The 12101-nt window shown below is 39.6% G+C and carries 12 protein-coding genes; 6 read left to right on the top strand and 6 right to left on the bottom strand.

Annotated elements, in window-relative coordinates:
* The first annotated feature begins 16 nt into the window (after nucleotides 1-16).
* Nucleotides 17-1351 carry an OmpA family protein gene (locus ACYVM0_RS11955; RefSeq protein WP_460557317.1) on the top strand — a complete coding sequence of 445 codons (1335 nt, stop codon included), beginning with the start codon at nucleotides 17-19 and terminating at the stop codon, nucleotides 1349-1351.
* A 135-nt stretch (nucleotides 1352-1486) separates the two neighbouring features.
* Here ACYVM0_RS11955 and ACYVM0_RS11950 read toward each other — a convergent pair whose 3' ends face one another.
* The 3 genes from ACYVM0_RS11950 to porW all read right to left on the bottom strand — a co-directional run bounded on the left by ACYVM0_RS11950 (nucleotide 1487) and on the right by porW (nucleotide 7615).
* Complete coding sequence (locus ACYVM0_RS11950) at nucleotides 1487-2029, bottom strand: hypothetical protein (RefSeq protein WP_460557315.1); 543 nt, start codon at nucleotides 2027-2029, stop codon at nucleotides 1487-1489.
* A 132-nt stretch (nucleotides 2030-2161) separates the two neighbouring features.
* Nucleotides 2162-4549 carry a transglycosylase domain-containing protein gene (locus tag ACYVM0_RS11945; protein WP_460557313.1) on the bottom strand — a complete coding sequence of 796 codons (2388 nt, stop codon included), beginning with the start codon at nucleotides 4547-4549 and terminating at the stop codon, nucleotides 2162-2164.
* An 87-nt stretch (nucleotides 4550-4636) separates the two neighbouring features.
* A complete protein-coding gene (porW, locus tag ACYVM0_RS11940; protein WP_460557311.1) occupies nucleotides 4637-7615 on the bottom strand; it encodes a tetratricopeptide repeat protein in 2979 nt (992 codons plus the stop codon).
* A 222-nt stretch (nucleotides 7616-7837) separates the two neighbouring features.
* Here porW and ACYVM0_RS11935 point away from each other — a divergent pair, with 222 nt between their 5' ends.
* The 4 genes from ACYVM0_RS11935 (at nucleotide 7838) to ACYVM0_RS11920 (ending at nucleotide 9844) form a co-directional block, all read left to right on the top strand.
* The gene (locus ACYVM0_RS11935; RefSeq protein WP_460557309.1) at nucleotides 7838-8236 is read left to right on the top strand and encodes a hypothetical protein; all 399 of its coding nucleotides are present in this window, start codon (nucleotides 7838-7840) and stop codon (nucleotides 8234-8236) included.
* 34 nt (nucleotides 8237-8270) lie between these two features.
* Nucleotides 8271-8681, top strand: a complete 411-nt coding sequence (locus ACYVM0_RS11930; protein ID WP_460557307.1) for a bactofilin family protein — start codon at nucleotides 8271-8273, stop codon at nucleotides 8679-8681.
* A gap of 145 nt (nucleotides 8682-8826) precedes the next feature.
* Complete coding sequence (locus ACYVM0_RS11925) at nucleotides 8827-9222, top strand: hypothetical protein (protein WP_460557305.1); 396 nt, start codon at nucleotides 8827-8829, stop codon at nucleotides 9220-9222.
* Nucleotides 9215-9844, top strand: coding sequence for a SprT-like domain-containing protein (locus tag ACYVM0_RS11920; protein ID WP_460557303.1), 630 nt, complete (start codon nucleotides 9215-9217; stop codon nucleotides 9842-9844). Before ACYVM0_RS11925 ends, ACYVM0_RS11920 begins: the two co-directional genes overlap by 8 nt.
* A gap of 43 nt (nucleotides 9845-9887) precedes the next feature.
* Here ACYVM0_RS11920 and ACYVM0_RS11915 read toward each other — a convergent pair whose 3' ends face one another.
* From ACYVM0_RS11915 to ACYVM0_RS11905, 3 genes are read right to left on the bottom strand one after another with little or no spacing between them, the layout of a single operon-like run.
* A complete protein-coding gene (locus tag ACYVM0_RS11915; RefSeq protein WP_460557301.1) occupies nucleotides 9888-10586 on the bottom strand; it encodes a hypothetical protein in 699 nt (232 codons plus the stop codon).
* A 54-nt stretch (nucleotides 10587-10640) separates the two neighbouring features.
* Complete coding sequence (locus tag ACYVM0_RS11910) at nucleotides 10641-11126, bottom strand: GNAT family N-acetyltransferase (RefSeq protein ID WP_460557299.1); 486 nt, start codon at nucleotides 11124-11126, stop codon at nucleotides 10641-10643.
* A 4-nt stretch (nucleotides 11127-11130) separates the two neighbouring features.
* On the bottom strand, nucleotides 11131-11478 hold the full coding sequence (locus ACYVM0_RS11905; protein WP_460557297.1) for a bleomycin resistance protein: 348 nt from the start codon (nucleotides 11476-11478) through the stop codon (nucleotides 11131-11133).
* A gap of 76 nt (nucleotides 11479-11554) precedes the next feature.
* Between ACYVM0_RS11905 and ACYVM0_RS11900 the strand changes: the two genes are divergently transcribed.
* Nucleotides 11555-12100, top strand: a complete 546-nt coding sequence (locus tag ACYVM0_RS11900) for an RNA polymerase sigma factor (RefSeq protein ID WP_460557295.1) — start codon at nucleotides 11555-11557, stop codon at nucleotides 12098-12100.
* Nucleotide 12101 lies beyond the last annotated feature (1 nt).

The following is a 12101-nucleotide window of genomic DNA, read 5'->3' as shown; positions in this document are numbered from 1 at the left end:
AAGTAAACTAATAAATATGAAGAAAATCTTATTGTCATTTTTAACCATAGGCTTGTTCCTGACCAGCTTTGGGCAAAATGATTACAAAAAACGTCCGGCACTTGCTATACACTTTCTCCTGAATGATTTTAATACTGCTGCAAGTATCCGGTCAACCAGCTTATCCAATGTATTGCAAACCAAGCAATGGAAAAGAACAGGCAATATGGCCGCAGGCCTTGGCCTTAGCTATCTGCAGGGTATAAGTAACCATATTGATTTTGAAACCGGTATTTCAGCTTCTTTTTTAAATTATCCTGTGCCCGGTAAAGTTTTATCAGGTAATAACGATCCTTTGCTGGAAGCCGTTGCTTCTGCAAACGTAAAATTGCTTACCGATAAATACTGGATAAGCCCTTATATTTCAGGTGGCCTTGGTGCATCAAAATACAAAGGGTATTACTCCGCAATTGCACCTGTTGGTTTAGGTTTACAGGTAAATCTTTTTGACGAGGCTTTTTTATTGATCAATACCCAATACCGTATTCCCATTACTGAAAATGCAGCTTACCATTTATATCATAGTGTTGGTATTGCCGGTAATATTGGTAAAAAGAAAGAAGTTGTAGTGCCTGTTGTATTGCCCCCGGTAGTGGAAGCACCTAAAGACAGGGATGGCGATGGTGTTATTGATGCTGAAGATAAATGCCCGGATGTAAAAGGCCTGGCTTCTTTACAGGGATGCCCCGACAGGGACGGCGACGGTATTGCTGATGCGGAAGACAAATGTCCTGATGTGGCTGGTTTGGCAAAATACCAGGGTTGCCCTATTCCTGATACAGATGGTGATGGTATTAATGACGAACAGGATAAATGTCCTGCAGTAAAAGGGGTGGCCCGTTACCAGGGTTGTCCTGTACCGGATAAGGACAATGATGGTGTTAATGATGAAGAAGATAAATGTCCTAACGAAGCAGGTCCTGCATCTAATTACGGTTGCCCTGTAATTGCACAAACTGTGATTGACAAGATCAACTATGCTGCCAAGAATATTTTCTTTGCTACCGGAAGCGCTAAATTATTACCTAAATCTTTCAAATCTTTGAATGATGTAGTTAAGATATTGAACGACGATAAAACTTTAAAATTAGATATCGACGGGCATACAGATAGCCAGGGTAAACCTGACAAAAATCAAACCTTAAGCGAAAACAGGGCCGCTGCTGTTAAAGCATACCTGGTAAGCAAAGGCGTTGATGAAAGCAAATTATTTGCTGCCGGTCACGGAAAGGACGTACCTGTTGCAGATAACAAAACTGCTGCCGGACGTGCTAAAAACCGCAGGGTGGAAATGAAAGCAAGAAACTATTAATAGGGGTTTAACAATAATTTTGAAAGCAGGGGTGAGTAATATCAGCCCTGCTTTTTTTTGCAATAATGCGAGCTAAAACAGTGGCATTTGATTATTGTGGAAATGAAAATTGTAATTACAAACAGGAGTGTGCAGTTATAGTTTAATTTCCTCAAGCCTTCCGGTGCCCCTCAGCCATTTAACAACACCTGTACCTTTTTTAAACCAAACGGTATCTGTGTATTGTGCGGTTTTCCAGTTTTGAGTAACGGTTAATTTCAGGCAATCGGTAAAGCGTTTGTTTTTGATAGTGACTGTTTCAAATCCGGTGAATTGGTATTTTCTTTTTTCTTCCCCATCCTGAAATTTATAAATTGTATCAATGGAAATATATTTTGGAAACAAAACTTCAAAATAATCGAGGTTGGCTTTTTTTATTTCGTACTTCCAAAAAAGCGGGGAGAATAAAAAACTGCCATCGTTATAATAAAATACCCCGGCACAAAAAGATTTGGAACCAATGATCGTGGTATCATCACTATGCAAAGCATCATCAAAATAAAATATTTCTCTCCCTTTAACCCTGATCGATTTGCATATTGAAGAATCAAACCGGGGAGTAATGATGTTAGCTTTGGCACTATGGCTGATATAAAAAACATTCACCACGCCATTCTTTAAAGGGAAATAATCCTGCAATGAAATGTTTTGAGCGCACAATGCGTTACAAAAAGTTACACATAAAATGAAGTAAATTATTTTCATAATGGAGCAGGGCACCACTTTTTATTTAAAACAACAATTCATGTATTACACTGCAGTATTTATTTTCTATTCATAATCATTCTTCGCCTTTTCTTTTTTCAGCAATTTCTTGTCTTTGTCATCAAGAGGTTTTATCGAAGGAGGTAAAACTGCTTTTGCAGGAGCTTTATCACCGGGTTTGGTTTTAGAATTTGCGCCCGTATCAGGTTTTATCTGGCTTTCTATCGGCACTTTTTCAGAGGGTACATTATCGTTGGTAGCTGGTGCAAAAAAATCACCGGCATCAGGGCTGCTGTCATCCACAGTACTATCGCCCTGCCTTATAGCATCAGCAAAATCGGCATCGCCAGATAAAATGGCCTTACCCATATCGGCAGGTTTTTCAAACGTTTTTATTTTACCATAGCCTAATTTTTTATCGGCATATACCTTGCTCATAAATATGCCCCACTTGGGTGCTGCTAATTCGTTACCGCCCGATGTACCGGCGTAAATTCTTATAAACGGATCTTCGCAACCTACCCAAGTGCCGGCCAGTAGTTCCGGTGTGTAGCCAATAAACCAACCATCAGCGTTAGCATCGGTAGTACCTGTTTTACCTGCTTTTTCCACGGGTATATTATAACTGTTAAGCCTGGCCGCAGTACCAAATTTTACCACCCCCTGCATAAGCTGTACCATTGTAAATGCCGAAGCTTCACTCATAACCTGTTTGGATTCCGGAACAAACTCCTGCAAAATGTTGCCGCTCTTATCTTCTATACGGGTAACTAAAATAGGCTCAATATTAAAACTCCTGTTGGGGAACATGGTATAAGCCTGCAGCATTTCAATCAATGGAATTTCGGCAGCTCCTAAAGCAATAGAAGTATAATTAGGCAGTTTTGATTTGATACCGCAGGTAGCGGCAAACTCAACCACTCTTTTTACACCTACAAGATTGGTGATCCTTACCGAAGCGGTATTTTTTGAAAAGGCCAGGCAATTGGCCATTGATCCGCCACCACCTTTAAATGTACGCATCTCGCCACCATATTGTACCGGGCCGCCAGGTATTTCAGTGGTAGCGTCATAACCTGCATCCTGCACACCTAAAGAATAAATTAACGGTTTAATAGTAGAACCCACCTGGCGTTTGGTGGTTACGTGATCAAACTTAAACCACTTATAATCGATACCGCCTACCCAGCATTTTACTTCGCCGGTTTTAGGGTCCATTGCAGCAAAGGAAGTTTGCAATAATTGCTTATGATATTTTATCGAATCATATGGCGTCATCACAGTATCTTTTTCTCTTTTGGCATTCCAGGCAAATACTTTCATTTTTACAGGCACAAAAAAAGATTTCTTGATGTCTTCGTCTTTGATCTCTTCGTCGGACATGTTTTTCCAGCGATCAGTATATTTCATTGCAGCTTCAATGGTAGCTTCATGTCCTTTCCACATTCTGTCGCTGTTATTTTTCATAATGCCATCCAGTTTTCTCTGTATTATCGGCATGTGTTCTACAACGGCTTCTTCTGCGTATTGCTGCATTCTGCTGTCGATGGTAGTATATATTTTTAACCCGTCTCTTAAAAGGTCGTAGGGTTCGCCTGTTTTTGGATTTTTATGTGTGGCACACCAGGCTTTTAATTTGTCTTTTAATACATCCCTGAAGTAGGGCGCAATACCTACATTCTCATCGATCTTTTTATAATTGGTGATAAGGGGCTTGGCTTTTAGTTTGGCAGCTTCCGCTTCGGTTAAAAATTTTTCTTTGCAAACCACCATCTGGTTAATTACAGTATTCCTTCTGTCCATTGCCCTGTCGGGGTGGCCAATAGGGTTATAGCCATAGCCTTTAAGCATACCCACCAATACCGCCGCCTCTTCAATTTTCAGGTCTTTGGGTTCTTTCTGATAATACATTCTCGATGCATTTCTTATGCCATACACATTGCCCCATGCCGCCCTGTTGAGGTACAGGGTTATAATTTCTTCCTTGGTAAAATTGCGTTCCAGTTTTACTGCAACAATCCATTCTTTTAATTTATCAATGCTTCGCCTGATGATATTTCCTTTGCCCTGGCCCAGCATCATTTTGGCTACCTGTTGTGTGATGGTGCTGCCGCCGCCTTGCGTACCCAGGGTAAAAACCACCCTGCCTAAGGCTTGTGCATCAATGCCCGAGTGATCGTAAAAACGTTCATCTTCTGTAGCAATTAAGGCATGGATAATGTTGGGCGATATTTCATTGTATTTTACTTCGCTTCTGTTTTCGGCATAATATTTACCCATCAATACACCATCGCTGGAATATATTTCACTGGCCAGATCAGCTTCAGGATTCTCTAATTCGCTTACAGAAGGCATTTTGCCAAACAGGCCAAAGTTGGCGCATAAGAGCATTATGATTACAAGGGCAAAGCCGCATAGAAACAGCCGCCAGAAAATTTTTACAGAACGCTTCATGAGAGTTAAGAGTTATGGTGATGAGTAGCAATGCCAGACATAAATACAAAGATACTTTTGCCTTTATTTATTTTTTTATATTACCTGTTAAAATTTACCGGGGTATTGTTTATTTAACAAGGCCTTGTAACCGCTGATATCCTTATTGGTTTTTAATACCTGAAGGTTTTCGCTGGTGATTATTATAAAGGAATATTTATTGGCAGGTAACCACGATACTTCCCTTGCCGCATCCCGTTTTATCTTATCATAATATTGCAGTGCAGCAGCGCCATCGGCAAAAGAAGAGATGATCAAAATATTCCTGTCAGCATCAATAGCATCTTTGGTAATATCGATAACCTGGCCATAATAATTTTCTTTGTTATAGCGGTTAAATGCATTTCTTGCTTCATTAACATACACACCATCCACTTTATCCAGGATCATTACTACCGTATGCGGCACATCTGGTTTTATTACAAAGGCACCATTGGTTAATAATGGCGGCGCCTTTACCACAGTATCTTTTATTACCGGTGCAGATACAGTAGGTTTTTGAACAAGTACCGGAGCTTTTACCACCGGCGCCTGTTGTTTTACTACAGGTTTGGTGTCTGTTGATATCAGTACCTGGTCGTCTTCGGCACGGGTTACCTGTAAATTGGTAAGATAGGTTTCAATTTCTTTTCTTCTCTTCAGCACATCTATCATTGTGGCAGCCTTTTCTTTTAAAGGAGAATTAGGATTGTTTTGAATGATAGCATTCAATCCAACAATGGCAAGGCTATCGTTGCGTTGTTTTACATTGTACAAGGCTTCTATATACAACAATTGCGGTGTCCAGTAATTAACGCCATATTGTGCATCTGCTTTTTTCTTTTCTGCAATTGCTTCATCAAACTTTCCTTCCAGGAAAAGATTGTAAACATTTTCGTAGGTTTTTGTGGCTTCAGAATTTTTTGTTTTAGGGTCAAGTGCAGCAGGATCATTTACTTTTTGCCATGCTTTGTTACCCTGGAATTTAGTGTTCAGTAAATTTTTATAATAATTGGCTCTTTCGGTATTGCCTAATTTATTGTAGCAATAATAAAGGCCCATGTATATTTCTCCGTCGGCTAATTTATTGGGGAAACGTTGTAAATGTTCTTCGTAAGTTTTTATTGCCTCGGCATAATCTTCCAGTTCATCTTTATACAGTTGCGCCAGGTCTAATAAATTATTTGAAATAGTGTTGTTACTGCTATCAGTTTTTTCTGGAGTAAGTGGCAGGTTTTGCATTAATCCTTCGTAGGTAATTTCCGGTTGCTGTGCACCGGTATTATTGCCCCCGGTGGTATTGTTTCCGGCAGTTGCATTTTTATTGGGATTACCATTGGTGGCATTAAGGTCCAGTGCGGCTTTCCTGCGCCAGTTATCAACATTAGCCCTGTTGCCCCACCTGCTTTTAAATTCGTTGAAGCCGCGTCCTTTTAAAGCACTGTTGTAAAAATACCATTCTCCCTTGGTGTTGTTAGAAGCAAACAGATCGGCGGGAGGATTGTTTTTGGTATCAAAGGTTGGTGAAGCACTGCCTGTATTTGAGCCATCATCTTTCAAGCCGTTTTCCTTACGTATTTTTTTTACTAATTTTTTTACAAACAATTCCCTTTCTGCAGGTGAAAGTGCAGCTATGCGTTGCAGGCTGTCTTCTCTTTCAATATTTGTAATAAAGCCAACAATTTTACTTAATGCTGCTTTTCGTGCAAGCACCAACGAGAGGTTGTCGGTAAATGTGGTATCAGTTACCTGCAGGCTATCATACATAGCAGCCGCCAGCCGGTATTGTTTACGTTTGTAAGCAATATCGCCCAACTGCACATAAGCTTTGTTTTTATAGCTGATATTGTTTTCGTTATACTTAATGCTTTTATTAAACAGTACCACAGCCGCATTACTGTCTGGTTTTTGTAATGTAAGCTGTGCTGCCGAGTAATACACAATATCCCTGTAGGCTTCAAATTTATCTTTCCGGCCCATTTTTAAAAGATTGCTGATACTATTGTTTAACTCTTTTAAATTGTCGCCGCTGCGGTACATTTTAGCATCATTCAGCTGGGCATAAATATCCATTAAAGGGTCAACGGTATGTTTTGATGCTTTGCCATAATAATCTGATGCTTTATCAGTTTGCCCGTTCATTTCGTATAGCTGTGCCAGTAAAAACTCACGGCGTGCCTTATCCTGTTTGTCATCCGCATTGCTCAATGCTTTTTCTAAATGTACTGCAGCGCTGTCATAGCCGGTTTGTTTAAAATACCAGTACGAGCTTACTTCTTCAAGATCGTTTTGTAAACGCTTGGGCAGGTTGGCATCATTTTGTAAAGTATTGATGAGGCCTGCACTTTCTCCAAATTCATTTTGTTCTATCAAAGCCCGTGCAAGCCAGATGAGTGCATCATTACGACTGGGCGGTAATGCTGTGGCTTTTTGTAAAATATTTCTCTTCTCTTTATTGGCAATAGAGATATTGCTTCCGCTGGCAGATTCGTTAGTACCCACTACACGGCTGTCGTCCTCATTTTTTTTACGGGGGAAAAGATTGTAGTTGATAAACTGGAAGGTCATAGCCGCAGAATCAAAATCCTTGCGGTAATAATAAGCTTTACCTATAAGCAGGTACATATTATCTATCCAATCGTTGCGCAGGTCGTGCAATAAAATACCGGCTGTGCATTTGTAAATGATAGAATCCAGTTCCTGTTTTTGTGTGGCCGTATTATCCAATGAGTAAGGATAAAAAGGAAGTAGTTTACTGTAATCATCTTTGTTGCTGAGCTTCGCCCTTTCCACAACAGCATTAACTTTATTATTGGAGTTAAAATAATAATTGAAATGGGTAATATTATTTTGTACTACATGCCTGAAATTAGTGAATTTTTTATCTGCTGTTTTTTCTGAACCCAGTTTCCGGGTTTCATATTTTTCCGGTTTTTTTTCTTTTCCAAAGGGGTCAAGCGTCCATGTAGGCGCCTGGGCAAAAGCCCCGGAAAAACAGGCATTAAAAACAACAAATAAAAGGGTAAATACAATAGTTCTTTTCAGCATGAATCAAAAGGTTAGATAACAGCCATAAATATCGGGTATTTTTGCCAAATGACTGAAGAAAGCTAAGGGCAAAAAAAGCAATTTATCCTTTTTTTAAGAGGCCTGGTAAAAATCACTTTGCGTAATTATATCTTTTATCATAAGTATAATTACGCTTTTTTGGTGTGGTTATTGCTTTTTTAGCCTGCTTTAGTTAATTTTAGCACCCTGCAAAAAAATATTATGGCAAAATTTGACGCCAACAGCACATTAAAACGCTTGCGAAACCGTTACAGGTTGGTGGTGATGAACGAAGACACTTATGAAGAGGTGGTGAAATTCAAATTAAACCGGCTGAGTGTTTATATTGCCCTGAGTACCCTGTTTGTTTTACTGGTGGGATTAACGGTATCATTGATCGTTTTTACGCCACTGAAGTACTATTTACCCGGCGTGGGATATGGTAATGCCAAGCAAATACGGGAATACCGGGTATTAAAGATGCGTACCGATTCGATAGAACAGGCCCTGGAATACAAACAAAAGTATTTTAACGACCTGCAGAAAGTACTGGAAGGTAAAGTGCCTAAGCTGGATACCAATAAGCTGGACTTACCCAAGGTAGAAAATAGCGATGAGTGAGTAACAACTGTTCAACCTCAAAAACTAAAAGAATATGTTTAATTCAAAATCAAAATCATCATTTGATGAAACTCCCGCCAGTTCTACCAGTATAATTGGTGCAGGAACCACCATTACCGGCAATGTGCAAAGTAATGGTGATATAAGAATTGACGGAATTATAAAGGGCAACCTGGTAGCAAAAGCTAAAATATTAATTGGTGCCGAAGGTGTTATAGAAGGCGATATAGATGGAAAACAGGCCGATATTTTAGGCAAGGTTACCGGTAAAATTAAGGTAGCCGACCTGCTGTACCTGCATGGTAAGGCCGAAGTGGACGGTGATATTTATGCCGGCAAATTACAGATTGAGCCTACGGCGTCATTTAACGGACAATGCCATATGGGAGCCAATGTGGTAGACCTTGTAAAGATCACCGAAAGATCCAGCGCAGTAAATGAATAAAGAACATAAGTAATTGTACAACTGAAACAAACCGGCAGGGAATTAAAATATTCAGCATGCTCCCCTTTTACGGGGGAGCATTTTTATTTTGGATTAGCATTACCTTTGTGCCGGTATCATTACAAACCGTTATTAACAGAACCTGATGCAACATAAAAACAAGCTGATCTTTCCACTGGTATTCCTTTTTCTTATTTTAAATGCTTTTTTACTGACCATGCCCGCTTTTTTTGAAAAGCATGGCATAGACAGGGATGTTTTAATTATCGCCAACACCCTGCTTTTTTTAACCAATTTTGCAGCTTTTTTTTTACAACGCAGGGCATTGCAAAATAAAAATCCCAATGTTTTTGTAAGAAGCATGATGGGCAGCATGATGATAAAAATGGTGGTGATACTCGGCGCATTTTTAATTTATGTAATTGCATTTGGCAAAACCGTTAATAAACCGGCCATCTACATATCACTCTTTTTGTACCTGCTGTACCTGGCGGTTGAAGTAATGATGGTGATGAAGCTGAACAAACAAAAAAATGCCTAAACAGGAAGCCCCTCTTTTACAATTACAATCATATTTACCGGCCGGCAGTTTTGAAGAAGTGCTGTACTACCTGCAGCATTATAAAGTTCATCTTACCATTACCCGGCAGCGGCAAACTATTTTGGGCGACTACCGCCATGCGCATGCAGATAAAACACACCGGATAAGCGTGAACGGTAACCTGAATAAGTATGCATTTTTAATTACTCTGTTGCATGAACTGGCTCACTTGTTTACATACGAACAATTCGGGCACAGGGTAATGGCGCATGGCAAGGAATGGAAAAATGAATTCAGTAAAATACTGGCAAAGTTTTTATTGAAAAAAGTTTTTCCGGCAGATATTGAGAAAGCATTATTGCAAACGTTACAAAACCCTGCAGCAAGCAGCTGCGGCGATGAAAAATTGTTACGGGTGTTAAATAATTATGATGACAGGAAGCCAGGCATGCAATTGGTGGAAAGCCTTGCAGAAGGTAGTTTGTTTAAAATTAAAGGCGATCGTATTTTTAAAAAAGGGGAGAAGGTCCGCAAACGCTATAAATGTGTGGAAGTAAAAACGGGGAAATTATATTTGTTCAGCGCTGTTTATGAAGTAGAGATACTGGCCGTTCACGACTGACGATTCTCTACACAAGATACTGTAAGAAGCAATAGGGCAGGCCTCACAAAGCAATCCATCTGTCCAGGGCTTTTTCATCAGCACTCAGCTTTCCTAATACTTTGTATTTACTCTGGCTTAATACCCGGCTTGTTGCTGCTTTTTCTTTCTGTACATTCCTGGTGCCAACAAAAGTGGAATGAATAAAATAGATCTCAGTGCCATCATTATAAATAAAACCTACGTGATTATCCAGGCCAACAATGTACAAACCGAATCCTTGTTGTTGTACTGCCTTTACAAAATTGTCAATGGAAATATTGCTGAAGCGCTGTATGTATTTGGGCTGAATCAGGGTTGTAACCATTTGCTCCGACGCACATTGCGCCAGTTTTATTCTTGCAACAGGTAAGCCGGCATCACGTAAAACGGTGGTCACAAAATAACCGCAGGCAATTTTTCCCTGCTGCGGCGTTTCGCTGGTGCCGTTAAAATCCCAGGCGGTGCCTATCCAGCCGGGTATTATGGTTTCAACAGCGGCACCGGTAAAAATTTTCTCTTTTTGTAACCTTGATAATTTACTCCAGACGGTTTTATTTTTTTGTTTAAGCAATACAATGGCTTTTTTGCAGGCATCGTAATCTAATACCGGAGCATTAGTTGCAGCAACGGCATACCCTGGCGAAATTCCTGCCTGTTGTTTTTCCTTGTTGCCGCAGGAAATAAATAGTATGAAAAGAAACGGGGAGAATATAATTTTCATTTTGTTGAGCTGCCCTTTAGATTCAGATAACAATAAATTCCACAAAAAATATCATCACAGCTCTTTTATCATCCAGATATCGCAACCATGGTGGCCGCTATTGCCTAACGGCGCTTTTAAATAACTGAAACCCATTTTTTCGTAAAGTGGTACAGCAATATTTAATTCGGGCAGGGTTTCCAGGTACATTTTGGAATAACCCATTTGCTTAGCGGCAGTAAAACATTTTTTGATTAGTAATTTACCTAAACCTTTTCCTCTTGCGGCATTGCTTAAATACAATTTTACTAATTCGCAGGTGCCTCCCGGTAAATTTTCAGTAGGGTAGATGCCGCTGCCACCAAGCAATACGCCATTCTCTTCCGCTACAAAATATATACTTCCGGGAGCTGTAAAAACTGCAGCTAAATTATCGGTAGTGGGATCAAAATAAACAGTGCCGGGTTTATTGGCTTTAAATTCTTCCAATGAATTGCGGATGATTGTTGCCAATGCGGTATTGTCACCCGGTTGTATGGTTCTTATTGTAACAGTGGTCATAAATTTAATAGGTGGCCACAGCTGTAAATTTTAACAGGTTGCCATTGTTGTCTCTGATGCTGAATTCTTTTATGCCTCTTGGCTTATCTTCCAGTTTGCCTTTGATGTTAACAATGCCTAAAGCCGAAAGATCTGTATAAAGGCATTCAATATCGGATACTTTAATATAACAACAGGAGTTTTCGCAAAGTTTTTTATCAGTACACAAAAAAAAGTGTAATTCTGCCTCCCCTTTTTTCATGATCACGTAACCGCCCTGGTCAAAAGCAGTAAAACCTAGTTTACTTTCGTAGAACATTATTGTATCTTCTATGTTAATAGCCGGTAAAACAGGGATCACTTTCAGTATCATGTTACTTTTATTGTAAGTTAAGATACTGTGTTTTAAAAAAATATTCTACTTTCGATTCAAATTAACCATTTAACCTTTGGCAGAAATTACAAAATATAGTGAAGAAGAACTGGTGGCACAGTTACAGGACCGCAACCAGCAGGCTTTTTCCTATTTATACGATAATTATGCTGCTGCTTTAAATGGCATTATATACCGGCTGGTGGAAGATAAGGAACTGGCCGAGGATATTTTACAGGAGGCTTTCGTAAAAATCTGGAATAATTTTGCCAGTTATGATACTACCAAAGGGCGCCTTTTTACCTGGATGCTGAACCTTACCAGGAACCTTACTATTGATACTTTACGCAGTAAAGGATATAAAAAACAGGGCAAAATCTCTGGTGATGAAAATTCCGTAAGTAATTTTACTGATAATAAAGCCGTAGCTGAAAAGTTTGACGCACTCGGGATAAGAAAACAGCTAAGTAATTTAAAACCAGAGCAGCGGAGCATTATTGACCTGGCTTATTTTAATGGGTATACGCAAGATGAGATATCCAAAGAGATGGGCATTCCGTTAGGGACTGTAAAAACAAGAATGCGGTCGGCTATTTTAGAATTAAGAAAAATGTTGCAATAAA

The sequence above is a fragment of the Ferruginibacter profundus genome (assembly GCF_054783275.1).
The sequence above is the reverse complement of the archived record's forward strand: the minus strand, read 5'-3'. Positions and strand labels throughout refer to the sequence as shown.

Excerpts from the sequence above, each read along its gene's own strand:
- ACYVM0_RS11955 (WP_460557317.1), top strand. The coding sequence starts at position 17 with ATGAAGAAAATCTTATTGTCATTTTTAACCATAGGCTTGTTCCTGACC.
- ACYVM0_RS11945 (WP_460557313.1), bottom strand. The coding sequence starts at position 4,549 with ATGAAGCGTTCTGTAAAAATTTTCTGGCGGCTGTTTCTATGCGGCTTT.
- porW (WP_460557311.1), bottom strand. The coding sequence starts at position 7,615 with ATGCTGAAAAGAACTATTGTATTTACCCTTTTATTTGTTGTTTTTAAT.
- ACYVM0_RS11935 (WP_460557309.1), top strand. The coding sequence starts at position 7,838 with ATGGCAAAATTTGACGCCAACAGCACATTAAAACGCTTGCGAAACCGT.
- ACYVM0_RS11930 (WP_460557307.1), top strand. The coding sequence starts at position 8,271 with ATGTTTAATTCAAAATCAAAATCATCATTTGATGAAACTCCCGCCAGT.
- ACYVM0_RS11925 (WP_460557305.1), top strand. The coding sequence starts at position 8,827 with ATGCAACATAAAAACAAGCTGATCTTTCCACTGGTATTCCTTTTTCTT.
- ACYVM0_RS11920 (WP_460557303.1), top strand. The coding sequence starts at position 9,215 with ATGCCTAAACAGGAAGCCCCTCTTTTACAATTACAATCATATTTACCG.
- ACYVM0_RS11915 (WP_460557301.1), bottom strand. The coding sequence starts at position 10,586 with ATGAAAATTATATTCTCCCCGTTTCTTTTCATACTATTTATTTCCTGC.
- ACYVM0_RS11910 (WP_460557299.1), bottom strand. The coding sequence starts at position 11,126 with ATGACCACTGTTACAATAAGAACCATACAACCGGGTGACAATACCGCA.
- ACYVM0_RS11905 (WP_460557297.1), bottom strand. The coding sequence starts at position 11,478 with ATGATACTGAAAGTGATCCCTGTTTTACCGGCTATTAACATAGAAGAT.